This window comes from Paenibacillus sp. ACRSA (assembly GCF_022346845.1).
Taxonomy (GTDB): Bacteria; Bacillota; Bacilli; order Paenibacillales; family Paenibacillaceae; genus Paenibacillus.
Genome location: NZ_JAKRNP010000007.1, coordinates 203,347 through 228,593, shown reverse-complemented (window position 1 = coordinate 228,593; position 25,247 = coordinate 203,347). Strand labels below are relative to the sequence as shown.

Sequence of the window (25,247 nt, the reverse complement as noted above, 5' to 3'; positions counted from 1 at the left end):
ATATATCCGCCTCTCGAGTAGTACTATGTAGTACTAATTATATTCAAAAAAAGAGCTTCGTTTAACGAAGCATCTGACAAAATGTCCGTACGGACTGCTCTATTACGGATGTATCCCGAGCGGTCTCCGCAAGAACGAGCGAACCCTCTAGTGCTGCAATAAATAGTGAGGATGCAGAATGAGGTTCAATTCCCTTGCGGAATTCAGCGCGATCAAGCCCTTGCTGCAGCAGCTTTTCGACCATTGGCTGCATCTCACGGAAGAAGCGTGATATGCTTTCTTTTACCTCCGGCGCACTCGCTGGTGTCTGCATGTAAAGGGTAATAAAGGGGCAGCTCCCCTCATAATTACGTGCTTCAATGCCTGCAGACAACATGGAGATAAACGAATAGATTCGTTCCTCGACTCCCCGCTCATGCTGGCTGAGCAGCAGATATAGCTGTGACTCATACTGTGTGATCCAGTGCTGTACAACCGCTTGCAGCAGTTCCTCCTTGTTTTTGAAATGATAATAGATGTTAGATTTCGATACTCCACTTGTTCGTACAACCTCATCCATGCTGACATAGCTATAGCCTTGGCGCAAAAACAACTCTGCGGCAACTTCCACCGCTTTTGTTCGATTCAATGGACTTGAGCTCTTAGATCGGGTAGACTGAGTATTCTGAGTTTTGGGTTGTTGTTCTTTCATGATTAGAACTATATAGTACTAATCAATAAAATGCAATATAGATAATAGTGAACCCTATAAATTCGTTAGACCTATCCACATCTAGTCGTTTCTAGTCACAGGATATCCACATGTGGTGGATGAACTGGATAACATGTGCTTAATCGTATGAATCTCTTACTTCGATTATCCACATTTCCTAAAGACAATTTGAGTTATTGTCCGTTCTAGATGAACATTCTTCCTAATTGTCCGGCAGATCACAAGAAAAAGCCAACCAGAAACGATATTCTGGCTGGCTTTACTCGCGTTTTGTGCATTCTTTTACTTTTTTTCATTTCGTTAACTGGTGTGGATAACCTTTTTCTGTGGATAATATTTAATTTTTAGCGAATTCGTACATGTATTGTCATTAGAATAGCTTTTGTTTACTTTTTCAGACTATCCCAGTTTTGCTGCAAGGCATCAAGCAAGCCGTCTTTATCTGATTTGCCTGCTACATAGGCTTGAATCGTGCTACCATATTCTTGTGGAACCCCTTCAGGGAAACGGTTGAAGTTCCAGCTTAATGTTTTGTTCTCCTGACTGTATTTCATAATGTCTGTAGCCAAATCACCCAGATCCTCTTCTGATGCTTCAATCGTACTGAATGCTGGGATGAATTTGAACTCTTTCGTCATGTACTGTTTACCCACATCAGAGGTTACGAGCCACTCCAGAAATTGTTTAGCTTCGTCTTTTACTTGCGAATTCTTGTTCACGACCCAGTAGTTCGGCACACCCACAAACAATTTATCATTTGGTTCGTTCGTAATTGGCATCGGCAAGATACCCAGGTTTAGGTTAGGATCAATTCCGTCAATCTGTACTTGCGTCCAGTTCCCTTGTTGCATCATCGCAGCTTCACCGGTAGCAAATAGAGTTACTTGCGTATTGTAGTCCGTAGTCAACGGGTTTTTGTTACTATACTTCAGTGTTAAATCGAGCAAGTTGATCCAATCTGCAAATACTTGGTTGCCTGGAATTTTCTCTGTTCCTTCATTAAGTCCTGCAATGAATTTCACTGGATCCGTTTGGTTGGCAAATGCTACGTTCACGTTATGATTACCGAGTACCCACCATTCTTGATACCCGTTAGAAAACGGTGTGATTCCTGCCGCTTGTAACTTCTGCGCAGCTTGATCCAATTGCTCCAGTGTCGTTGGAATTTCTGTGATGCCCGCTTGGGCAAACAGATCCTTATTGTAGATGAAGCCGTATCCTTCTAATGCCAGGGGCTGCCCATAGAGCTTGCCGTCTTTCATCATAGGCTCCTTCGCTACTTCTAGTGCATCCTTCGCCCAAGACTCATCAGACAGGTCTTCCAAGTATTCCAGCCATGTATCTAGCTCACGATATCCCCCTACGTTGAAGATATCCGGCTGCTCACCTGCGGCGAACTTCGCTTTCAATGCTGCACCGTAGTCACTACCACCGCCCACGGTTTGAATATCCAATTTGACGCCAGGATGGGCTGATTCATACTCAGCTTTGAGTCGGTTAAGCGCTTCCGCAATTTCCACTTTGAATTGAAAGATTTTAATTGTTTTATCGCCTGTAGCGGCTTCTCCGCTCCCTTGCGGATCAGTGTTAATAGGGCTACCACTTTTGTCGCCATTACCGCAGCCTGCAAGCATAACGGAAAACGCAATGAGCATGAGCAGCGTAAACTTCGTCATTTTTTTCATACATACACTCTCCCTAATGTAGTTTAAATGAAGTGCCCCTCGCATAGCGAGACTTGCCTTATTCTTTCCCAGGATTGTGCCCAAGGCTTGCGGGCATAATCCCCTTCGACTCCCTTCGTGCGAGGCAGGAGCGGAGGGATCAGGATGCGCTGGAGAAGCGAAGCGCTCGCCTTTGATACTCGGTGGCTTCCTTGCATCCATACATTCAGACCACCGAGGAGCAACAGTGATCGAAAGCGCACCTGATCCCAGAGCGACCTCCCTCGGGCACCTGCTTTTGACCTTCTCTTTCCCAGGATTGTGCCCAAGGCTTGCGGGCATAATCCCCTTCTACTTCCTCCGTGCGAGGCAGGAGCGGAGGGATCAGGATGCGCTGGAGAAGCGAAGCGCTCGCCTTTGATACTCGGTGGCTTCCTTGCATCCATACATTCAGGCCACCGAGGAGCAACAGCGATCGAAAGCGCACCTGATCCCGGAGCGACCTCCCTCGCACCTATCCCTTAACTGATCCAGCAGTAATCCCCTGAATAATGTATTTCTGCATCAACAGGAAGAAAATAATGATTGGCATGATGCCCAGGACTAGAGCGGGTAATGCCAAATCCCATTGCTTCGTATATTGACCGAAGAGCGCAAAGGTCGCAATCGGGATTGTACGTAAGTTTGAGCTTTGTAGAATCAAGGATGGTAATAGATAGTCATTCCAGATCCAGAGGGTGTTCAAAATAATGACGGTCACATACATCGGCTTCATGAGTGGGAAGACAATGCGGAAGAATACGCCATAAGCGGAGCTTCCATCCACGCGTGCTGCCTCTTCGATCTCAAGCGGAACCGATTTAACAAACCCGTGGAAGAGGAAGACCGACATCGGTGCACCAAATCCGAGATAACAGATGATTAAGCCACCTAGACTGTCGATCAGACCCAGATTACTTGTTACAGTAACCAGTGGAATCATGATAGACTGAAACGGAATTACCATAGCTGCGATAAACATCCCGAACAAGATGCGATTAAACAGGGTGTTGCTGCGAACCATCCGGTACGCTGCCATAGAGCTGATTAGTACGAGCAGCAGATTACTCACTACTGTCACAATAAGCGAGTTCATCAGCGCAGAAGGGAAATTTATTTTTTCCCATGCGTTAGCATAGTTACTCCACTGGAACACTTCCGGCCATGCTGCTGAGTTGGTAAGCAGGTCACCAAATGTCTTGACTGAATTGACGAACAAGAAGTAGAACGGCACCAGAAACAGAATTCCAAGCAACACCATAACAATCTCAGTGGCGATGGTACTTAACCGGTAGTTACTCTTCGTTTCCATCTAAGCCTCGACCTCCTTGCTCTTCGTCAGACGTACCTGAATCATCGTGATGATGGCAACGATTACGAAGAATATAAGTGCTTTTGCTGTCCCGATTCCGTACCGATTGTTCACGAAGGCCTCATTGTAAATATTCAAGGCTACGGACTCGGTTGAACCGAACGGTCCACCTTTGGTTAAGGACAGATTCAGATCGAACATTTTGAATGACCACGAAATGGCAAGGAACAGACAGATCGTGACACCAGGCATCACGAGCGGTAAAATAATGCTGCGCAGTACCTGCCACCGGCTAGCCCCATCAATCTCAGCCGCTTCCAGCAGGTCAGGGGATACATTGGTCAAGGAAGAAATATAGATGACCATTAGATACCCTGCAGTCTGCCAGACAAATACAATGACAATACCCCAGAAGGCGGTCGGTTCATCCCCCAGCCAGGGAAGGTTGAAGAAGGACCAACCGGTCACGTCGCCAACTGCTGAAAACCCTTTCACAAATATGAATTGCCAGATAAAGCCGAGTAACAACCCACCGATCACGTTAGGCATGAAGAAAATGGTACGTAGGATGTTTCTCGTCTTGAGTGGTTTGGTCAGGAAGTACGCAAGGAAAAAACCAATCACATTGGTCAGGATTACACCGACCACCGTAAAGCGCACTGTGAACCAGAACGCAGTTTGGAACTTCGGATCATTCGTAAAGATATGCAAGAAATTGTCAAACCCAACCCAATTAATACTCGCGGATACCCCGTTCCAGTCTGTAAAGGAATAGTACGTTCCCAGCAGGAAAGGAACTACGATGATGAGAATAAAAAAGACGATGGAGGGACCCACGAACACAAGCTGCTGTAACAGCTGGGATGAATGCCGATGCTTCATATCGTTCTCCCCTTCTATTGGATGAAATTGGTCTCTTCGTCTATTAAACCCCAATGAAGCGCAAGGAAACACCGATGCTTGTGAACAGTTGGGGGGAAAATATTGTCCTTTCCTAACCTGCAACCAGAAGGGGTGCAACGATGACAAAATATTATAGTATCCGTACCAAACTGATCGCATTTATGCTAATTGCTACAACTCTACCTCTGCTCGCGTCCATGAGTATGACGTTTATTCAGACCAAGACAGCCTTGCGGGAGCAGGCCGTTGCCGAGAACAAACGCCTGATCTATCAGGCATCAACCAATCTGAATAACTACATCGATAATGCGGCAAGGGCTTCGCTCGCAGTATATAATGACCCCCATTTTCTACGCAATCTAGCGAAGATTCCTGGGGATTATCGCGCAGTGGCAGAGGTGTACACCACGTTACAGACGATCCGTTCGGCTGTTCCGGATGTATTCCAGCTCTACTTGCACTCATTTGCAGCAAATCAGTCTACACTCATCACGAACCCTTTCCCGAAACGGGAAGAACGTAAGCAGGCTTATTCTGATTCGCTTCATGGACAGACGAATGGAAACCGTCAGGATATATGGATCGAATCAGCTCACGCCAGCCACACGTATGGATTCAAGGCTGCCTCTGCGGATGACCCTTCAAGAACAGTGATTACGCTCCATCGCGTTATCATGGACATCCCTTCAACCGAACGTCTGGGTGTACTGTCAATTGATCTTAATATGGACAGCATTGCGGCGATCAGCAGCCGACTATATGACCCAGCGAAGGAACAGATTTATATCGTGGATCGCCATAATCAGATCATCTATCAGGGAGATTCACAGGTTAGTGATAGCCTTGTATTGAACAAGCAGGTTGCTGCCGAATTAAATGATATTCGTGCGGGGAAGGTACATTTTCAGACAAGTACAGGTCATTTCGAGCAAGAGCATTCCATGTATGTCTATCAACAAATAGGCAGTACATTTGCAGACTGGACCATCATTAAACAGATCCCTAATGAAACGTTATATGCGCGAGCGAACACGCTAACGTGGAACAATGCTCTAATCGCAATCGCTGCACTAATCATGGTCATTGTGGCTACACTGTTTATCTCCATTCGAATTACAGGTCCGCTCAAACAATTGATGCGTTATATGAATCAGATTCAGGCAGGCAGGCTACATGTGGATATCCGCTTAACAAGTCGGGATGAGATCGGCGTTCTTGCCCGTCATTTTCGAGATATGATGGATACGGTGAATAACTTGATCTTGAGGGAGTATCGACTTGAACTCGCCAACAAAACCAATCAGCTTAGAGCCTTACAAGCTCAGATTCATCCACATTTTCTATACAATACGCTCCAATCTATCGGTACACTTGCCCTTCAACAGCAAGGACAACGAGCTTATGCACTGCTCTCTTCCTTATCCAAAATGTTGCGCTACAGTATGCGAGATCAGACTTGTGTAACTTTGCGGGAAGAAGCCGAGCATGCCCGATTATATCTGGAGCTGCAGCAGGAGCGTTTTGGTGAACGTTTAGAGGTGAATCTGAATTTTGCCGAGGATACACTGTCTGTGGAGATGCCGCGCATGACACTTCAGCCGCTGATTGAGAATTATTTCAAGCATGGAGCTGATGTTCAGCCTGGCAAGGGATATATTAGCATTCGTAGTCATCTGACAACCGATCATTGGGTTGAAATTCATCTGGAGAACAACGGTCCGTCGATTCCAGAGGAGAAGCTTATCGAGATCCGGGAATGGTTCCGCGAGGAATTAAGTACATCGGAGATCGTAGGAAAAGAGACAGACGAGAACGAGTCCATTGGGCTACGTAACGTCGGTCAAAGACTGCGGCTCAACTCCTCTACAGAACACCCGGCAATGATAGATATCCGCAATAGGGAGCCACATGGCGTGCAGATCATCGTTAAAATTTACGCGGGAGAGTGAGCAACATGAAAGTACTAATTGTCGATGATGAAAAACACGTCCGCGACGCAATTAAGCTACTGGGGCAGTGGGAAGTTGTGGGAGTAGACACGTTATTGGAAGCAGCAGATGGCCACGAAGCAATTGACATCATCACTGAACATGAGCCGCAAATTATACTGAGCGATATGCGTATGCCAGGCAAAGACGGCATGGAGTTACTGGAGTGGATCTCTGTCCATACCCCACATAGCAAAGTGTTAGTTATCAGTGGGTACGATGATTTTCAGCTTGTTAGGCATGCCATTCGTTATGGTGGGATGGATTATCTATTAAAACCTGTCGAAACGGAGGAACTTAATGCATCCTTGTTAAAAGCTATTAAAGCTTGGCAGGAAGATGAGACCCTTCGTGTGCAGACGATGCAACAATCCATGGTCATGAATACGATGCGCCCGCATTATCATGACCGCTTGCTTACGGAATTAGTCGTTGGGCGTGGCAACAGTACTACTCAAATGGAGAGAATCCGTAATGAGCTGAACATCTCCCTGCTCGTAAGTACATGCAACATCGCCGTCACGAGTCTATCTCAACTCGATGCTGGTTGTCAGGCGAAATATCGCAGCCAGCCTGATCTGCTCGTTTTCTCCGTTCTCAATATCTGTGCAGAGATGTTATCCACTCCTAATGAAGGGGTCGTGTTCCGCCACCTAGATCAGCCAGACCAAGTTGTATTGCTGCACTGGGGTTCGCCATCCTCTATGCAGGCAGTGCTGGAACGTGTGAATACTGGACTGGAACAGACGATTCAGCGTCGTCTTCACTATGGTATTGCTTCTTGTGAGGTATTCCCATCTGGTATTCCCAATACGTATCAGGAAGCGAGCCAGCGGCTGTGGCGACGAAATGCTTTACAGACTAAGCATAAATTCCATGCTTCATTGGACTCGTTCATAACAGCTAAAGGTCTTCGGTTATCCACAATGGAAGAGCCCTTGCGATTAGCAGCGATAAGTGGGCGTGAATCTAATGTATCTGCAACCGTAGCCGAGTGGATCGATCCGCTTACCCGGCTTGATACGGTTACACCTGAACAGGTTCTCCAGTGGGTTCAAGAGATGGAATGGATGCTGGGGCGTTGGCTTGACGACACGGCAAGTATGTCTTCCACAGAGGAAGAGGATAAGCTGGATGAGCAATTCTTACCTTTTGCTGAGCTGCCATTTGATCGTGAAGGGAAGTTGTCTCTCCCGCTCCTTCGCTCTTTGTTAGAACAGCGACTTATCGCTGCTGGGAAAGCTCTAGCAGCGCAGCACCATACAAGCCATGACCCGATGAAAGAGATTGCACGTTATATGGATGCTCATTATCAGGAGGACTTGTCTCTGCAACAGATCTCTGCCCGTTTCTATCTCAGCCGCGAATATATCTCTCGTAAATTCAAACAGCAGTTCGGTCTGAACTGGTCGGAATATCTTGGGAAGCTACGGATTAATAATGCCAAATTACTGCTTCAAAATCCTTCCCTGCGCATTGCCAAAATCTCTGAGATGGTTGGGTTCCAAGACGAGAAGTATTTCAGCAAAGTATTTAAGAAAATGGAGGGACTGACACCTGGAGATTATCGAAAATCTCTAGACCAATAACGACCTAATCCTGTATTAACACGGCAGGCACCACACGAATATAAATCAACTCTCCCGCCAGCTCAACAATCGTCTGCGTAACAATTACAGCAGCCGTTATGGCAGCCCATTCTGCAGGAAGCGCGAGTGCCAAGGGAAGTACAACCAGTGAATTGCGTGTAGAGGCGCTGAAGATCAGTGCCCTGCCTGCACCCACATCAAGTCGGAAGATACGTGCAATTATACGGGAGAATAGCGGCATTACGATCATAAAGGCGACGTATATAGGAAGAACGTTAACAATAACAGCCCACTCCTCATACACCTGCCCGATCTGAGAGGCAACCACGACAATCAGTGCAAGAGCCATCAATGGGACGGGTAGCCAAGCCGTGGCATTTAATACGGCCTCGCCCTTAGGTCTGCCTTTAGATACGACCTGAGTACAGATCGCCAGCAACAACGGAATGACAATCAGGAACAGAAACGCCTCGGCAAAAGGGCCAAGCTGCATAATCTGCGCTGCTTCTGCACCCATGAACAACCATAGATACACCGGTAACATCATCATCTGCACCATGAACAGCATCGGGGTGGAAGCAAGCATAAGTTTCTCATTTCCCCTCCCAAGCTGAGTGAATACAATAACATAGTCAATACACGGAGTTAGTAAAACCAGATAGACCCCTAACGAAACAGCAGATGTTTGCGGGAATACGAGGACAAGTAACCATACAACCATAGGAACCACAACAAAGTTAGCAACTAGTAATGCGCCTATAAACCGAAGATTTGATATCGATTCTCTAAGCTGTAGAAAAGGAATCTGCGCAAACATGCTGTATAACAAACAAGCGAGCACAGGTGAAACGGTATACACCAGAGCCGAACCCCAATCGGGCATACCCAGCCCAATGCCTGCCCCCACAAGCAAAGCAGCTACATAAAACCAAGTCTGTTGCTTCTCCATCACTTCTCTTGTAAACAATCTTCTTCCCCCGATCAGCTCTATTAATTAGCAAAGCGTACTTATTGTTTTATAGATAAATGTACAAGAAGTCCATTATATCGGCATATTATGGATTCAACTTGCGTACATTGGGACAGACTGGGATTAAAATGTGTCTCCATGCGTGAATTTTTCTAGAATCTCATAATGTCTTGGATATTTTTTTGCGTGCTCCTTATTAAAATGTGGGAGAACTGGGTATATTCATTGTAGACTGACCCGTGGTTCATTCATTTCTGTTAAACCAAGGAGGAAATACCATGTCACGTAATAATCCGTACAAGTGGTTAAACGCTATTGGTTTTATCGCTGTTATCATTGTGAACTACCTCTCGAATGCGCTGCCTATTGGCGGCAGAACCAACAAAGAAGTGTCGGATATGTACCCTGTCTTACTAACCCCTGCGGGATATGCGTTCGCCATCTGGGGACTGATCTACCTCTTGCTCGCTGGCTTCGTCATTTACCAGTTTGTCCCGGCATCCTGGAAACGAGATTCGATCACTCGGCTCGGATATTGGTTTCTGGCCAGCTGTGCCTTTAACGTGGCGTGGATCTTTGCTTTTCAGAACCTACAGACAGGTCTCGCTCTACTGATTATCGTATTGCTCTTACTATCTCTGATTGTGTTATATCTCAAAACACGTGCCATCACTCTACCGACAACTGCCGAGATGTGGCTTGTAAAGCTGCCATTTAGCATCTATCTTGGATGGGTGAGTGTAGCCACCATTATCAACGTTGCGGTGTTATTATACAAAATCGGTTGGGACGGCTTCGGCATCAGCGAACCAACTTGGACGATTATTATGCTTATTGTAGGTCTTGTTCTCGCAGTCCTCGTGAGTTTCCCTTATCGCGATAGCGTATATCCACTCGTCTTCACGTGGGCATACATTGCCATTGCATTGAAGCAAAAAGACGTCACTTCCGTCTATTATACAGCGATCTCCTTGGCGATCGTCATTGCCCTTTACGCGGTATGGCTCTTCTTCGCCCGTAATCAGGATCGGGATTAACCTATATATACTTACCACCAGGATGAGTTTTTCAACATCATCCAACACGAATGCTTGGTTGCTCCAAGCATATCATTGCATAGTACATTGTAACTCAAAAAGCCGACTCTCTGGTCGATAAGACCAGAGAATCGGCTTTTTATGTATTTCTATATTGTTGTATGATTTAGCTTGTCCTATTTACGGGCAATAACTTCAATCTCAACAAGTGCATCCTTTGGCAGACGAGCAACCTCAACTGCACTACGTGCTGGGTATGGCTGTGTGAAGAATGTGCTGTACACTTCGTTCACAGGAACGAAATCGTTCATATCTTTCAGGAATACGGTTGTTTTCACAACGTTGTCCATTGTTGTACCAGCCGCTTCGAGGATCGCCTTCACATTGCTTAGGGAAAGACGAGTCTGCTCTTGTACATCTGCACCGAACTCTCCCGTTTGCGGGTTCAGCCCCAGTTGACCGGACGTGTAGATAAAATCACCTGCATCGACAGCTTGGCTGTATGGACCAATAGCGCCTGGCGCCTGATCCGTAGAAATTGGTTTTTTCATGGATTAACTCTCCTTTATGTTCGTACTCATGCCACCTTAGGGAGCAAGCGATGAACTCATTTGTGATGCTTATTATACCACGGAAGCTTCTGTTCCAAGCACATGAATAACTTCATTGGAATAAACATGATGACCTCTTGTTCCCACAAGTGCAATATTGATCATCGCCTGGGCAATGGTTGCAGCAGGGATCGCTCGATATTTAGCAGCCTTGCCTGTCATCCACCGATCCAGCAGCTTCATCGCGTAAGCACCCAACTGCTCGCCAATTCTAGTCTCATTCCGATCTCCTAGAATGAGAGAGGGGCGGAAGATTTGCAATGAGTTGAAGCCAAGGACAGTTAAGGCACCCTCCATCTCCCCTTTGGTTCGGCTGTAGAACACGCGCGAATCCGCATTCGCACCCATTGACGAGATCACTAGCATCTGAGAAACACCGTGCTGCTTTGCAAGTTTTCCTGCTTCTACAACATAGTCATAATCCACTTTGCGGAAATTTTCCTGACTGCCAGCTTTCTTGATCGTTGTTCCAAGGCAACAATACAGATCCGATACACCTGTGAACCAATCAGCAGCCTCATGAAGTTGATCCCAGTCTACGATGTGTTGCTTCAGTTTGGGATGCTCTAGCGTCAATGGACGCCTGACAAATACATGAATCTCACGGTAGGATGAATGCTTAAGCAAACGATCTACTAATAGACCGCCGACAAGACCGGTAGCTCCGATCACCACTGCCTTCTTTTCGATATGCTCCATAATCATCCCTCCTCTTCTCTATATTAAATGAACTAAAGGATATTACACAGGCGACTCTAATAACAGAACAATCTTCTGATCACTCTTATCGCAATAAAACCCGACGACCCAGGGTAAACGTTAAAATTAACATCGCTGCACCTACACCCATCTGAAAGCCATACGCCGAAAACCATGTCATCGGTTCAGGCCAATTCTCCATTTTCTCATATAGCGAGCCCCCAATTAATGGCCCAAGAAAGGAAGTTACCCCGGTTAATGCTGAATATACCGCCACAAACATCGGACGTTCGCTTTTGGGTGTATCTCCAATGGTGAAGTTAAAGGCAAGCTGGTTGAAGCCTCCCACACCAATGCCAAGAAAGATATGAGAGCAAAATAGCGCTACCAAAACTGGCATAAACGACATCAATCCCCATGATAAACAGGAGAGTGCTATGATCGGCAACGTCCAGAACAACAACGTTTTGTTGCTGAATCTAGCATTGAGATTACCCCAGAGGTAGAATCCCATCATCATAACCAAGGTCTGTACTACGGTAATGATGGATACGGTCTGATAGTTTACGTTAAGCAAATCAAGCATAACATAGGAATATAGCGGAACAATTAGCGTTTGAATGAGCAACCAAGCCGCCAAGAAGAGTGTTGCCTTTAAGAACGACTGATCTTGAAATGGCTTCTTGAACATACGCCAAAAACCTTTTTCCGTAGAACGCTCAAAGGGCACATCGGGATAAAAGAAATAAATGACGGTATTCGCAATCGCACAGATCCATACGGGAATGAACAAAATGAGGAAACCCGTCCCGCCTGGAAAACGATCCAGAACAATACCTCCAACAAATAAGCATACGCTTCCAAGAGCGTTCAGAATCGTGTTTCGTATTCCGAAATAACGCCCTCTGACCTTGGCTGGCACAATGTCTCCAATAAGCGATGTCCAGATCATACCGCCGATGGTATTGGCAATAAACGCTACAGTATACATCCCTATAAAAATAGCTACCCACCATTCCTGCGGGAAAAGAAATGGGATAAGCCCTGTTGCACTCCATAGAATGCGGTGCGCCCCAACGAACAACAGGAGCATGCGCTTTCGACTGCGAATGCGCTGCATCCAATAGGCTGCGCCAATCTGTGCAATGTTTACAAACGTCGTAATGGCGAGCACAAAACCAATTTGTCTTGACCCTGCTCCAAGGTACAGCAGAAATCCCGTTAAAAATGGGCCACCCAGCAAAGTCTGTAGAATAATTGCCGGTACACCCTCCCACGTTGCAATTGCTAAATTGGTACGTTGTTTCGAACCCTTACGCCGTAGTTTGCTTGCAAACGAGGGAGGGTTTACTTTGACCATCTTCTGAATGGGGATACACTCCTTAGACCAGGCTTCTAACGCCGGCCAATGCTAGTTGTCACCCCAAATTCTACTCACAGTCCAATCATTGTCAACCCATTTTTTCACGATTCAACGGAAGGTATAAGCGGAAGGTGCTTCCTTTGCCTTCGACACTCTCCAACTGGATGTTTCCATCCAACAAACGTGCCAAATCTCGGCTGATGGACAGACCCAATCCCGTACCGCCATATTTACGACTAATGGAGCCATCAGCTTGTTGAAACGCTTCAAAAATAGACTCAAATTGATCTTCCGAGATGCCAATTCCTGTATCCTTTACCGCGAATACGAGCCAGCGTCCTGGTCTTGAGAGCTTGTTCGATTGTTCGGTGCTTATCGTCAACTGCACTTTACCCTGAGGAGTGAATTTGATAGCATTCGACATCAAGTTTCGCAAGATCTGCTGAACACGTTGGGGATCTGACCATAATGTCTCGGGCACACCTTTTTTGCGCTCCATCACAAGTTCGACACCTTTTTTCTCCGCGACCAATTGAAAGTGACTCATGACATCCTCAATCAATTGAGCGATACTGATATCCTCCAATACGATGTCGAGCCTGCCTGCCTCTACTTTGGATAGATCCAATATATCGTTGATTAACGTTAATAACTCTTGACCAGAATGATCAATCATCGTGGCAAAACGTACGATATCCTCCTGATCCATCGTATCCGCGTTCTCGCTAATCATCTGCGCAAAGTTAATGACACTATTCAGCGGGGTACGCAATTCATGAGACATATTGGCGAGAAATTCAGACTTGTATTGCGAGGCGATCATCAATTGTTTGGCTCGATCCTCTAGCACAATCTGCGCTTTCTGCAATTCTTCTTTTTGCACAGACAACAATCGGTTCGTACTCTGTATAAGTAAAATACGATTCTGTTCATTCTGGAAGTCTCGTAGTATGAAGGCAAAAATAAGACTTAGCAAGAGGCCTGTAGGAAGTGTATAAGGCATGATGTGTGAGAAAAAGTATGCCGCCGGAATAACGCCCACAATAGCAATATTGATCGTGTTGACCACATTTACGATGAGTGTGACGAGAATGCCTTTAATAATCAGCCTGTAGTTGCTGCGCCTCATCCATATATTTAGACCTGCGCACATCACACCCAGCATCGACATATTAATGACGGCGGCCAACGTCGCATCTGTAATGCCAAACGTTAGCCTCGATAGCCCAATCCCCACACCAATGATGATTACGCTATAGGGTTGCCTATAGGTCAGAACGGCAACAATTAGAGGAACGTATCGGAGATCAAAGACGACTTCCTCCGTGAGACGGAATCCAAAAACCGTACTAATCCAACCCGCAAAAATGAGAAGAAGTACCGAACTAATCTGTTTTACCCGAGAAGAGGCACGTATTACGATATATTTATAGAAAACACTAGCGAGATATGCAATCGTAATCAGCATCCCCATATTCAATACGAACATTTTTGAAAATTGCATTCGCTCACTCCTGTTGTCCGACTTTACTGGCTTTAGCGCCGCCTGTCCGTATGTACCTCTATCATATCATGCCCACTTCCGCTTCCGCATTTCTTATTCGTCAAAAGAATACACAAATATACACAAATCAGGATTCAATTTGTGGTCTGGACGTAGTAAAATATATTGTTGTTTAAATTTGAACTAGTTGAATTGTGTGATCATGTTCGTACCTGAACATGAATGAAAGGAGAAAGCCTGCTGTGCAATTATTAAAAAGTAAATCCTACTGGCTGTCGCTAAGCTTGATGCTGTCCTTGGCTGTCATGGGAATGTTCTATGATATTCTGAATAGCCCAGAACGCGGATTCGTTATATTGAGCTCCCCTGTCGACCAAATGATTCCGTTCTTGCCCGCAATGTCCATACCTTATCTCGGCTGGTATCCGTTTGTATTTGGCGTATTGGCGTATCTGTGCGCTAAGGATCGACTCATGTATTACCGCGTCTTGTTGTCTATGAACATCTGTGTCTGGATCTGTTATCTCATTTACTTTAACTTTCAGACCATGGTGCCGCGCCCGGAGCTAACGGGGACAGGTCTTGGTACCTCTATTGTTGGATGGCTCTACAGTCAGGATCGCCCATATAATTGTTTCCCAAGCATTCATGCCCTCCATTCCTATCTGGTCATGCGTGCTGTACTCTCCGTTCCGAGTATTCGTAAATCCATCAAACGATGGGTAGCTGGCGGAGCTGCACTCATTATCGTATCCACACTGTTGATCAAACAACATGTCATCTACGATGCGCTGGGTGCAGTCATCCTCGGAGAATGCGTGTTCACCATCATCACTGGCCTGGCTCTCCACCGCCGACGCAGAAAAGAATCAAAATGGACCCAAGGGATCAGCTAATCTCTTGCCCAGGCGGTTTTTGAAGATGCTGCCGTTGCCGTCGCCACTCGTCAATAAACAAACCTGCAAAATAGGGATCCCACTGGGATCCTTTTCCTTCTTCTAGAATCATTAATGCCTTCTCATGGCTCATCCCGTTCCGATAGGGACGATCCGAGGTCATCGCATCAAATGCATCCGCTACTGCGATAATGCGGCCAAAGAGCGGGATATCCAGTCCTGCCTTACCGTCTGGATAACCTCTTCCATCATACCGTTCATGGTGGGATCTGACGCCAGGTAAGAAGTCTGCCATAGCATCGACCGGCTCGATCTGCAGCAATATATTTTCACCCAGAACAGGGTGAGTTTTAATAATTGCGAATTCCTCATCACTAAGTTTGCCATCCTTCAACAGCACTTCATCAGGTATGCCAATCTTTCCGATGTCATGCAGCAATGCGGATTTGTACAATAAGTCAGCCTGCTCTTCATTCATGCCACTGAGCTTGCCAATAAGAAGCGAGTATTCTGCGACCCGCATGGAATGACCGGCCGTATACTTATCCCGTGCATCCAAAGCAGCGGCTAGCGTCGAGAAATAGCTCTGAAGCAGCTGTCTATTACGCTCCTGCCTCATCTCCAGCCGGTTAATCATCATGTTAAATCCAGATATTAGTGCAGAAAATTCATCTGCATATAAATCCGGGGCTCGTCTCCCCAGATCACCTTCCTGAATTCGGTTCATCTCTTTCGTTAAATCAGCAACAGGATCCCGTACATCGCGGATGAGCAGCCAGCTACCCACAAGCGCAAAGCCTGCCCCTAACACAACAACGAGCACCGCCCATACGATATACTCTTTGGCAAATTCGGGGTCCATGTACTGTAACCGAATAAACGTTGCCAGGAAAAACAAAAACAAGGGAAATAGTCCGATTAGTGCTGTACTAAGCTGGAACTTACGCTGAATCGACACAAGCACACGCCCATCAAGTGAGGGCTCGATCCCAAACTGCTGCTTACCTTGGCGGCGAATTTCTAGCAAAAGCGGCCTTACCGCCCGAACTGTAAGGAAATATTCGATCAGTGCATGCATTACTGCAATCAAAATAGCGCATGCTGCTGCAAGCGAAACATAAAAGGTGGGGAACTCCACCCAACCCCTATCAAGCATCCATAGTGTTAATCCCGCAGCGGGTAGTGAGAATCCTAATAGATGTGGAATCATGATTCGGTAGATGGTTCGTCCTGGAAAACGGTGAATTTTCTCATACATGTTGTCCATCTGTGCCTTTGAATGGCGCTCTGTTGTAACAAAAAAACGCCGGATTGGCATAAGCTGCACACGAAAAGCAAGCCATTCCGCACTCAGCATAAACACAAGCGAAATCAGCACAATCGCTAGTAAACGTAGAAATTGAATATTTGGTATTTGCAAGGTAGATACCATAACGACAGTACCCACGACAAAAACAGCCCCTAATGAACCGATGAGGTAATTTCGTAGCAAACGTAAGATAAAGGAACGGTAAACTTCCACCCAAACCCCTCACTCTCTCTGTGCAACCCACTCTACCTCGATAAACCTAAGGCAGATTAAGGATATAGCTCTTAGGATACTATCGGTTATTTGAGTCCAAAAACTTAATGATTTTAGTACAATCTAAAGCGAGGCAATATTACAATATTTTCATAATCACAATTTAAAGGATCAGAGCCTATGCACATCAAAAAGGCTGCTTCCTAAGAAGCAGCCTTTGGGTCATATAGAGGGAGCGTTATCCTTTTATTTTGGCGGCTAAAATCATCGTACCTCTCGGTTGATCACCCAGTGCATCCGGCTCTAGGGTAATCGCTACGGTATCATAATCATTCACCGATTCTAAGGTGTAATAGACAGCTCCTGTGCCATCACGACTTAAGAAGGTTCCGGCATTCTGCGGGGTACCCCCCTTGATTAACCATACCTGAAATGCCTCTTTCCCCTCTAGCTGAGGCAAGTTCTCCGCTTGCACGACGAGATGAGTGCCCTTATTGTCGATGACAATCGTTGCGAGACCTTGCGCTACAATGTCCTGCGTTGCAGGGCTAAGCTTGACGGCTTCGCCGGTCTGCATGCCTTGGGCAGGCGCTAACGCTGACGCCAGCTGCTCTTGCAGCTGCGCATTCTGCGCCTGCGCCTCGGCGAGCTGCGCTTGCGCTGTTGCTGACCCGGCAGCTTGCTGCGTCAGCAAGCTGAGCTGGCTCTGCAGCTGTGCTGCGTAGATCGCCAGCACCAGCGCAGCCGCCGCAAGGCCAGCGCTCGCCACGCGCCATGCGCGGCTGCCGCGCGGACGCGCGCGCCCTCCAGGCTGCAACGGCTGTGCCTGTGCAGCCTCTTCCGCCCGAGCCGCAGGCACCGCCGTTACCGGCGGCAGGCCTGGCTCGGGCTGCGCCGCCTCTCCGCGGGGCGGCGCAAGATCTGCCTGAAGCACAGCAGGTGCTTCAGGCTGCGCAGGAGCAGTGGCCGGCTTCGCCTCGGCTCCCTCCTGCGATTGTCCGAGCACGTTGCTTAGCACACGTGCTCTCATGCCTGGCGGCGGTGCCACAGGTTCCGCCGCTAGTGGCAGGAAGCCCGTTACTTCCTGCAATTCCTTCACCTCTTGGCGGCAAGCATCACATTCCTTCAAGTGAGCCTCGAATGCCTCCACTTCCTCTGCTTCCAGTCCACCTAGCACATACATCGTTGCCAGATCAGACCACTCCTCATGTCGTTCTATCATGGATGTATGCCCTCCCTTCCCGTGTCTGAATGCAATTCAGCATCAGCAAGCAGCTTCTGTAGCTGTCTCATCGCAAGCCTGACACGGCTCTTCACTGTACCTAGCGGAATCCCGAATCTGCTGGATACCTCTTGTTGCGTTAATCCGGCATAGTAGATCGATTCGATCACCTGTTGCTGATCACCGTTCAACTGGGATAGTGCTTCCTTAATTCGAATACCTTCCCATTTACGCTCTACTTCTGCTTCTGTATTCGTATATTCATCGGCATATGCCGTCAGTGTCTCTTGCTCCACCGTCGTTGTGGCTGCCCCTTTGGACTTACGCCTCAGCATGTCCACTGCAATGTTACGTGTGATCGCAAACATCCATGTGGTCAGCTTCCCCTGTGAGGCCTCATATCGTTCAGCGTTATTCCAGACACGCAAGAACAGCTCTTGAACCGTTTCCTCTGCCGTCATGGGATCACCCACGATTCTGTAAGCAAAGGAATATACAGCCCGCTCGTAGCGGTCATATAAAAGCTCCAGCGCCGAAGCATCCCGCTCTGCAATCTGCCGCATTATTCTGCTGTCATCCATCGATTCTGTCATCCGAGGGCTCCTTTCATTATGCTCCCTCATATTATAACCTACGTTGAAACATTTGAAGAGGATTACACCTTTGAAGAGAAAACATGAAATTTTTCTGATTTTTTTTCATAAGTCATGATATAGTCCGGCGCTCAACTCCACTTTAAGCCATGTCTATTCAGATCATCATATTCACACGGCAGAATGGCTGTGGAACAAGCTCTCTTTCCTTTATCTTGCAAAAAATTACAGAGTGTGGTATACTCTAAGAGTTGGTTTTAAACCTCAAATGATTTTCTGTCTTCTTTTAACCCCGGAATATTTTCTTCATGCTGCGACCGCAGCGAATTGTTCACTAACCTATGGAGATTGAAGAACCTGCATCACATGACCCGGTATAACAGAGTTTCACAAGATTTTCCCATTCACACTGGCGCGGTCATCGGAGCCGCAAGGACAAAAGAGAGGTAGGGCTTTTGTTGTTTTGGAAGTCACTTATTCTTGAGAAGATTGAAAACATACACACACAAAGCACCCGGAATTGGGTTCCGGGTGTTTTTCCATGTCCATTCATATTGAGATCATCCTATGCTCGTGGCAACTTTACCGATCTTATACGCTGGGTAACTCATCCAATGAGACCATGTACAGATGGCTACGTTCCTTGAACAGTAACTGATCCTTTCTTCCGTCCAATACATTCAGTTCATCCGCCTCCCCATCTACACTAACAAAGGAAAACTTCTGTGCAAGACTTAGCTTATTCTCACCATGTTGCTGTAGCAATGAATATTGCCCTTTCTTGTTATATCCGCTTTGAAACAACGCAAAAGTACCATTCGTAGCAACGACATGAGAACCAGACAGCCCTGTCTCAACTAACGATACCTGTGACTGGTCATACGGATCTGTGATCCGTCCTAACTGGAAGTCCGTATAATAATAGAACCACACCTCCTGATCGGACACCACATTCAGTGCATAACAATCTGCAATATCGGCCTTGGTGTTCACATAGATCTGCTCGCCCTGTCTATTCCACGCAATTAATCCAGGTGCACCGACAGGCTCAGTCCACCCGAAATTTCCAAATACCCCTTCATCAAAGTAACTTGTCCATATGTTCCCTTCGACACTTGTCTGTACTCGTTCGATCCCATCTCCCAGCAGCAATTCATGCAGTAATTGACCCTCTCGGTCAACAATTTTGCCATTCAGATCATAGCGATCCTGCCCATAATAGCGGCTTCGTGCTCCAACGAGCAGAAGATCTTCTCCTAGCGGCTGAACATAGTGCAGATTAAAATGCGACTCCAGCGTAGTTATCCCCTGTACACAATTCTGAATGCTGTCCACGATCAGTACCTTATAGACCCGTTTCTGCTGCAGATCACTTTGGACAAACATCCCACGCTCACGTTCTGGAATCTGATCAATCCATAAGATATACAGGTTGCCGTCATAACCAAACGAAGCCGATACAAACACGAACCCATCCTCATATGCCGTTAGATCAAACACTGGTCGTAACTGTATTTCCAGAATCCTCATGCTCTGTGTTGATCTATGTATGGTTTTCGACTTATTCATCTTCTTGGTTCTCCCTAACCCATTTGTTATGTTTGTCTTTTTTGACATCTCAATTACCCCTTCCATCTACCCGTCTCATGTATCTTATGTTCATTTTAAATCCACGTCTTGGTCATGAGCAGGGCATAAGTATGGCGATAATCCTCTTCCATCGGCTTTGTTATCTAAGGTAAGTTTGGATTACAATATGTCTGTGGGCATAAGAGCCAAAGAAAAAAGGCGCCGATCTACTCGGCACCCGCATTACTTCGTTTACACTTTATTCCCTCTCTATAAGAAGCTTTCCTATTCGTCAATTAGATGAACATCGTTTTGGAGATGATGACAAGCAGGATAAACAACACAAGGATTGTTCCCATCGAACCCCAGCTTCCGCCACCTTGCTTACAAGGAGCTGCATAACCGTGGTGGTATCCGTGCATTACAGGTGCTTGGTTAGGTTGATGACCATAACCATATCCATATCCCATAGGTACGCCACATCCATAACCATATGCTTCATGACCTGTGTATTGTCCATACATATGCTCATGACCTCCCATTTGTCCATATACGTGTCCCTGTCCGTTCGGTGAGTTTGGTTTTACTTCGCTCATCGTTCATTCCTCCTTAGCATTTGCCTACACCCCTAAGCTATGTATTTAGCCTACCTCTGGACCGGGCGAAAGCCTTGTTTTTGACAAAATGGGCACTTTGTTTGGTCATATCCGTTTTATGCATCAAGTCACCTACCGAAGCTTGTCTACTAAAAAAACTCCACCGGTTACCCGGTAGAGCTCTTCATCATTATACCCAGAAGGATTTAGTGATGATTACAAGGAGAATGAACAAAACCAAGATCGCACCAGTGGATGTCCAGCCGCCGTATCCTACGCCTCCAACTACTTCGCTCATTGAGAACCCTCCCTTATGGTTAGAATATTCAGATCATGGAAATGTTTTAAACGAGGAACGCCTTAGTGATGATAACCAACAGAATGAACAATACCAGAATCGCGCCAGTCGATGTCCAGCCGCCGTATCCACCTACAACTCCACTCATGTAAAACCCCTCCTTCGATTTGAGGTACAGTTCACTATATGCAGCAGTGCCTCTCCAGACCGGGCTCTAGGTAAAATTGGGCTGATCCCCATGAGGTTATTTAATATTTGAAAATAATTCAAGCCTTTTAGACTTGTGAGACCGCAGTAAGTACATAGCAAAATAGACAAACTCCTGATTCGCCTGTCTGTTTCATACGTATTCCCTTTATTCTATCTCTCAATCTAGACGATCCATGTTGTTGTGCAAACTAAAGAGCGAATCCGCAGGATCACAATCATCCAGCAACATTCGCTCTTTAAACATCGCTATTCATATATACGTATCTAATTAATTCGGGCGCTGAGGCATGGATGCAAGCTTGTCATTCACCGACTGCAGCTTCTGTATGCTTGAGGCATCTGGCTTATCACGACGATCATCAATCTTGACGGAAGTGGAGACGCGCTGGGCGCCTGATAGAAACGGAGCTTCGTGCAGAGCTGCAATCGCCGTAAAGACTTCGTTAAGCGGCCCTTCAATAATGGTGCTCATTGAGGTGAGTTGATATGTAATGCCCCGCTGATGTTCCAACACCTTCTGCATGTCTGCGACATAACTGCTCAAACTCGTCGTGCCTGTTCCAATTGGAATGACTGTTACCTCTGCTATGGCCATGCTGCTTCGCCTCCTCTGGGCATCCGTGAACAACCGTTGCCGCTGAATTTAGTCTATTGGAATCAATTTCATAACTCACTAAAATGGATTAGATGTAGACAAGTTAATTCGTTTTGATCAACATCTAGCCTGGATTGAAGCAGCTAAAGGCTTTATGAAATTGATTCGTTTTTGACACATTTTATTCTACCAGTTGAATACGTAATAATTCAAACTGACGTGTTCACGTCATTCGATTTCGGCGAAATTTTTTTTTGAAGAATCTTCAAATCTTCCAGACCTTTTCCTTTGCGGAATCTCGGCATTTTTGGTATACTCGGAATTACGTTTCACGGTGTCTACCCTGTTTACAAACACTATATGTTGGGTTACAGTATTCTAACAGCAACAAAATGTAGTGAAACTGGATTACCCCGCTTCGATTAGTCACCTTCTGTCTTCTCGTGAAAAACAGGATGAAATCACCTTCAAATGCACGTCCCTGTAGGTGTAAATCGCTTTCTCGAAACAGAGTTGACGTAGAGGTTAACGGGGCTGTTTGGACTGCACCCGGCACCTCAAATTACAGGCACGTCTCTATCAGACCAAAGCTTACATACAGCACCCTGTTCTGTCGAATGAAGCAAGATGTGACAAGCAGGAAGTCAGAGCATCCATGGGCATTTTCAGCCGCAAGGCGGGGAGAATGCTTTTTATATGACCATGGTTTGCATTTGTGCTGCGTTTTGACTCTGTTTTGACCGCTTTAAGCCTTGACCTGTTACCGCCGCTAAGTCCGCAGTATGCAATCGATATGTTCTATCAACGTAAGAAAACACTCAATTCTTTATATAAAGAATTTCTCCAATTTATCTCTTAAACATGCGAAAGCGAGGAATATTCATGCCACAAGTTGTGACCAAGCCGAACAACCGCCAGCTTGCCTTTGACGATATGCGTATCTCTGTATACGCCGACCGTATTCTCGATGGGCTAGACATGCTGGACAAGGAACGTCTGGTAAAAGGAGTGACGAGCAAACTCCGTCGTGATGAAGTTACCGGGGACGAGATCAGTAATGCTTTTATGATGAGCGCACTGGAGCTCGTAACGAAAGAGGAGCCAAACTGGAAGTTTGCAGCTGCACGCTCCCTACTTACTTCTCTATACAAAAAAGCGGCAACCAACCGTAGATACAAATCTTATCCGGACGAGCCTTACGGTGCATTCCATCCTCTCCTCGTAGATCTTGTGAAGAAAGGGATCTATCGGGAAGAACTGCTCGAATGCTATAGCAAAGAACAGATTGACGAGCTAGCGGAATGCATTGATTACCGCAACGATCTGTTGTTCGACTACATCGGCTTGCTCACATTGGCAGAACGTTACCTTGCTCACGATTTTGATGGAAAAGTTATGGAATTGCCTCAAGAACGTTACATGGTTATTGCGATGTACCTGATGCACCAAGAACCTGCTGACAAACGGATGGATCTGGTTAAAGAAGCCTACTGGGCAATGAGTAACATGTACATGACGGCCGCTACACCTACGATGTCCAATGCTGGTAAAAAAGTAGCTGGACAACTATCCAGTTGCTTCATCGACACGGTGGACGACTCCCTTGAAGGAATTTTCGATTCCAACACAGATGTTGCACGTCTAAGCAAAATGGGCGGCGGCATTGGCGTATACCTTGGTAAAGTCAGAGCCCGTGGTTCAGACATCCGTGGTCACAAAAACACAAGTTCAGGCGTTATTCCTTGGATTCGTCAGCTGAACAACACAGCAGTTAGCGTAGACCAACTTGGAACACGTAAAGGTGCGATTGCCGTATACCTGGATGTCTTCCACAAAGACATTCTGGCATTCCTCGACCTAAAGCTGAACAATGGTGACGAGCGGATGCGTGCGCATGACGTATTCCACGGTGTATGTCTGCCTGACTTGTTCATGGAACGTGTAGCAAGCCGCGGCGAGTGGAATCTGTTCTGCCCACACGAAACGAAGAAAGTTATGGGCTGGAAAGACGAGAATGGTCGTGCACTCGGACTTGAAGACTTCTATGACGAGTCCTTCGGCGAAGGAACATTCCGTGAGAAGTACGAAGAGGCTGTTAATCACCCGCTCTTGTCCCGGATTACAGTTCAAGCGATTGATATCATGAAACGTGTGATGAAATCCCAGTTGGAAACAGGAACGCCTTATATGTTCTACCGTGATACGGTTAACCGTACTAATCCGAACAGTGCTCACGGTATGGTTTACTCTTCCAACCTGTGTACTGAAATTATGCAGAACCAATCTGCTACTGTAGTAGAAAAGGAAGAACTGGTTACGAAAGATGGACAAACACGTATCGTCATTTCCAAAGTACCTGGCGACTTCGTTGTCTGCAACCTGAACTCCATTCACTTGGCACGTGCCGTGCCTCATAATGTGTTGGAGCGTCTGGTACCGATCCAGGTTCGTATGCTGGACAACGTAATCGACATTAACAATATTGAAGTACTGCAAGCCCAATACACAAACAGCCAATACCGTGCAGTCGGTCTGGGAACATTCGGACTTCATCACTTGCTCGCTCTTGAAGGCATCCGTTGGGAGTCTGAAGAGGCTGTTACGTATAACGATAACCTGTATGAGAAAATTAACTACCTGCTCGTTAAAGCCAGCATGGAGTTGTCCAAAGAAAAAGGACATTATCCGAAATTCAAAGGCTCTGACTGGGAAAGTGGTAAATACTTCGATCAACGCGAGTACACTTCCGGTGAGCGCGTAGGTGAATTTGTAACGACAGAACAATGGAAAGACCTGCAAGCTGAAGTACAACAAAACGGTGTACGTAACGCTTGGCTGTTCGCCATTGCACCAAACGGATCGACTTCTATTATTGCCGGCTCCACAGCCAGTATCGATCCATTGTATGAACTGTTATCTTATGAAGAGAAAACAACATACAAAATTGCGAACCCGGCACCGGATCTGTCCGACAAAACGATCTGGTACTACAAAACAGCCTTCTTGGTGGATCAACATGCTTCCATTAATATGGCTTCTGCTCGCCAACGTCACGTCGACCAAGGCCAAAGCTTCAACCTGTATGTTCGTCCAGACATCAAAGCAACGGAGTTCTTGGAACTGCACCTGCACGCTTGGAGAGCTGGCTTGAAATCTACGTATTATGTACGTAGCCGTGCATTAACGATTGAAGAATGTGATTCTTGCGCAAGCTGATCAACTAAAGAATATCTACTAGACTTACGATGACCACCAGGGCATCCTGTTTTGAATGCAAAATAGCGTTGCTCTGGTACTTTTTTGCCTAAAACCGATCACAACATCATTTTCGATGTTGATATAGATATTTTTACTA

The 25,247-nt window shown here is 46.3% G+C and carries 23 protein-coding genes; 5 read left to right on the top strand and 18 right to left on the bottom strand.

Going from position 1 to position 25,247, the window contains the following annotated elements; translation table 11 throughout:
* Nucleotides 1-61: 61 nt before the first annotated feature.
* The 5 genes from MH215_RS20425 to MH215_RS20405 all read right to left on the bottom strand — a co-directional run bounded on the left by MH215_RS20425 (nucleotide 62) and on the right by MH215_RS20405 (nucleotide 4,609).
* Nucleotides 62-628, bottom strand: a complete 567-nt coding sequence (locus MH215_RS20425) for a TetR/AcrR family transcriptional regulator (protein WP_239293056.1) — start codon at nucleotides 626-628, stop codon at nucleotides 62-64.
* A 470-nt stretch (nucleotides 629-1,098) separates the two neighbouring features.
* Entirely contained in the window at nucleotides 1,099-2,397 is a 1,299-nt protein-coding gene (locus tag MH215_RS20420; protein ID WP_056704121.1) for an ABC transporter substrate-binding protein, read from the bottom strand.
* Between the two features lie 23 nt (nucleotides 2,398-2,420).
* A complete protein-coding gene (locus MH215_RS20415) occupies nucleotides 2,421-2,822 on the bottom strand; it encodes a hypothetical protein (protein ID WP_239293055.1) in 402 nt (133 codons plus the stop codon).
* A 68-nt stretch (nucleotides 2,823-2,890) separates the two neighbouring features.
* On the bottom strand, nucleotides 2,891-3,727 hold the full coding sequence (locus MH215_RS20410; RefSeq protein ID WP_056704116.1) for a carbohydrate ABC transporter permease: 837 nt from the start codon (nucleotides 3,725-3,727) through the stop codon (nucleotides 2,891-2,893).
* Complete coding sequence (locus MH215_RS20405; protein WP_056704114.1) at nucleotides 3,728-4,609, bottom strand: carbohydrate ABC transporter permease; 882 nt, start codon at nucleotides 4,607-4,609, stop codon at nucleotides 3,728-3,730.
* Nucleotides 4,610-4,749: 140 nt separating this feature from the next.
* Here MH215_RS20405 and MH215_RS20400 point away from each other — a divergent pair, with 140 nt between their 5' ends.
* Together MH215_RS20400 and MH215_RS20395 are read left to right on the top strand one after the other, a co-directional pair.
* The gene (locus MH215_RS20400; RefSeq protein ID WP_239293054.1) at nucleotides 4,750-6,579 is read left to right on the top strand and encodes a cache domain-containing sensor histidine kinase; all 1,830 of its coding nucleotides are present in this window, start codon (nucleotides 4,750-4,752) and stop codon (nucleotides 6,577-6,579) included.
* Nucleotides 6,580-6,584: 5 nt separating this feature from the next.
* On the top strand, nucleotides 6,585-8,207 hold the full coding sequence (locus MH215_RS20395; protein WP_239293053.1) for a response regulator transcription factor: 1,623 nt from the start codon (nucleotides 6,585-6,587) through the stop codon (nucleotides 8,205-8,207).
* Between the two features lie 4 nt (nucleotides 8,208-8,211).
* Here MH215_RS20395 and MH215_RS20390 read toward each other — a convergent pair whose 3' ends face one another.
* Entirely contained in the window at nucleotides 8,212-9,156 is a 945-nt protein-coding gene (locus MH215_RS20390; protein WP_239293127.1) for an arsenic resistance protein, read from the bottom strand.
* Nucleotides 9,157-9,455: 299 nt separating this feature from the next.
* On the opposite strand from MH215_RS20390, the gene MH215_RS20385 reads away from it, so the two are divergent.
* Nucleotides 9,456-10,214, top strand: coding sequence for a tryptophan-rich sensory protein (locus MH215_RS20385; RefSeq protein ID WP_239293052.1), 759 nt, complete (start codon nucleotides 9,456-9,458; stop codon nucleotides 10,212-10,214).
* A gap of 176 nt (nucleotides 10,215-10,390) precedes the next feature.
* Here the strand turns inward: MH215_RS20385 and MH215_RS20380 are convergent, their stop codons facing one another.
* From MH215_RS20380 to MH215_RS20365, 4 genes are all read right to left on the bottom strand, one after another.
* On the bottom strand, nucleotides 10,391-10,765 hold the full coding sequence (locus tag MH215_RS20380) for a RidA family protein (protein WP_128100087.1): 375 nt from the start codon (nucleotides 10,763-10,765) through the stop codon (nucleotides 10,391-10,393).
* A 72-nt stretch (nucleotides 10,766-10,837) separates the two neighbouring features.
* Nucleotides 10,838-11,515, bottom strand: a complete 678-nt coding sequence (locus tag MH215_RS20375; protein WP_239293126.1) for an oxidoreductase — start codon at nucleotides 11,513-11,515, stop codon at nucleotides 10,838-10,840.
* A gap of 94 nt (nucleotides 11,516-11,609) precedes the next feature.
* The gene (locus MH215_RS20370) at nucleotides 11,610-12,884 is read right to left on the bottom strand and encodes an MFS transporter (RefSeq protein ID WP_239293051.1); all 1,275 of its coding nucleotides are present in this window, start codon (nucleotides 12,882-12,884) and stop codon (nucleotides 11,610-11,612) included.
* Nucleotides 12,885-12,975: 91 nt separating this feature from the next.
* Entirely contained in the window at nucleotides 12,976-14,391 is a 1,416-nt protein-coding gene (locus MH215_RS20365; protein ID WP_239293050.1) for a sensor histidine kinase, read from the bottom strand.
* 242 nt (nucleotides 14,392-14,633) lie between these two features.
* Here MH215_RS20365 and MH215_RS20360 point away from each other — a divergent pair, with 242 nt between their 5' ends.
* On the top strand, nucleotides 14,634-15,287 hold the full coding sequence (locus tag MH215_RS20360) for a phosphatase PAP2 family protein (protein ID WP_239293049.1): 654 nt from the start codon (nucleotides 14,634-14,636) through the stop codon (nucleotides 15,285-15,287).
* Here MH215_RS20360 and MH215_RS20355 read toward each other — a convergent pair.
* The 8 genes from MH215_RS20355 to MH215_RS20320 form a co-directional block, all read right to left on the bottom strand.
* A complete protein-coding gene (locus tag MH215_RS20355) occupies nucleotides 15,280-16,809 on the bottom strand; it encodes an HD domain-containing phosphohydrolase (RefSeq protein WP_239293048.1) in 1,530 nt (509 codons plus the stop codon). The genes MH215_RS20360 and MH215_RS20355 overlap by 8 nt on opposite strands.
* Nucleotides 16,810-17,047: 238 nt before the next feature.
* Entirely contained in the window at nucleotides 17,048-18,031 is a 984-nt protein-coding gene (locus tag MH215_RS20350; protein WP_239293047.1) for an anti-sigma factor, read from the bottom strand.
* Nucleotides 18,028-18,624, bottom strand: coding sequence for an RNA polymerase sigma factor (locus MH215_RS20345; RefSeq protein ID WP_239293046.1), 597 nt, complete (start codon nucleotides 18,622-18,624; stop codon nucleotides 18,028-18,030). The genes MH215_RS20350 and MH215_RS20345 overlap by 4 nt, the downstream gene beginning before the upstream one ends.
* A 591-nt stretch (nucleotides 18,625-19,215) precedes the next feature.
* Nucleotides 19,216-20,193, bottom strand: a complete 978-nt coding sequence (locus MH215_RS20340; RefSeq protein WP_239293045.1) for a hypothetical protein — start codon at nucleotides 20,191-20,193, stop codon at nucleotides 19,216-19,218.
* Nucleotides 20,194-20,489: 296 nt separating this feature from the next.
* Nucleotides 20,490-20,789, bottom strand: coding sequence for a hypothetical protein (locus MH215_RS29345; protein WP_481857465.1), 300 nt, complete (start codon nucleotides 20,787-20,789; stop codon nucleotides 20,490-20,492).
* A gap of 190 nt (nucleotides 20,790-20,979) precedes the next feature.
* A complete protein-coding gene (locus MH215_RS20330) occupies nucleotides 20,980-21,087 on the bottom strand; it encodes a YjcZ family sporulation protein (RefSeq protein ID WP_217363767.1) in 108 nt (35 codons plus the stop codon).
* Between the two features lie 46 nt (nucleotides 21,088-21,133).
* A complete protein-coding gene (locus MH215_RS20325) occupies nucleotides 21,134-21,235 on the bottom strand; it encodes a dihydroorotate dehydrogenase (RefSeq protein WP_200956226.1) in 102 nt (33 codons plus the stop codon).
* Between the two features lie 330 nt (nucleotides 21,236-21,565).
* Nucleotides 21,566-21,892, bottom strand: a complete 327-nt coding sequence (locus tag MH215_RS20320) for an MTH1187 family thiamine-binding protein (protein WP_056704065.1) — start codon at nucleotides 21,890-21,892, stop codon at nucleotides 21,566-21,568.
* Nucleotides 21,893-22,774: 882 nt separating this feature from the next.
* On the opposite strand from MH215_RS20320, the gene MH215_RS20315 reads away from it, so the two are divergent.
* Nucleotides 22,775-25,108 carry a ribonucleoside-diphosphate reductase subunit alpha gene (locus tag MH215_RS20315; RefSeq protein ID WP_239293044.1) on the top strand — a complete coding sequence of 778 codons (2,334 nt, stop codon included), beginning with the start codon at nucleotides 22,775-22,777 and terminating at the stop codon, nucleotides 25,106-25,108.
* The last annotated feature ends 139 nt before the right edge of the window (nucleotides 25,109-25,247 follow it).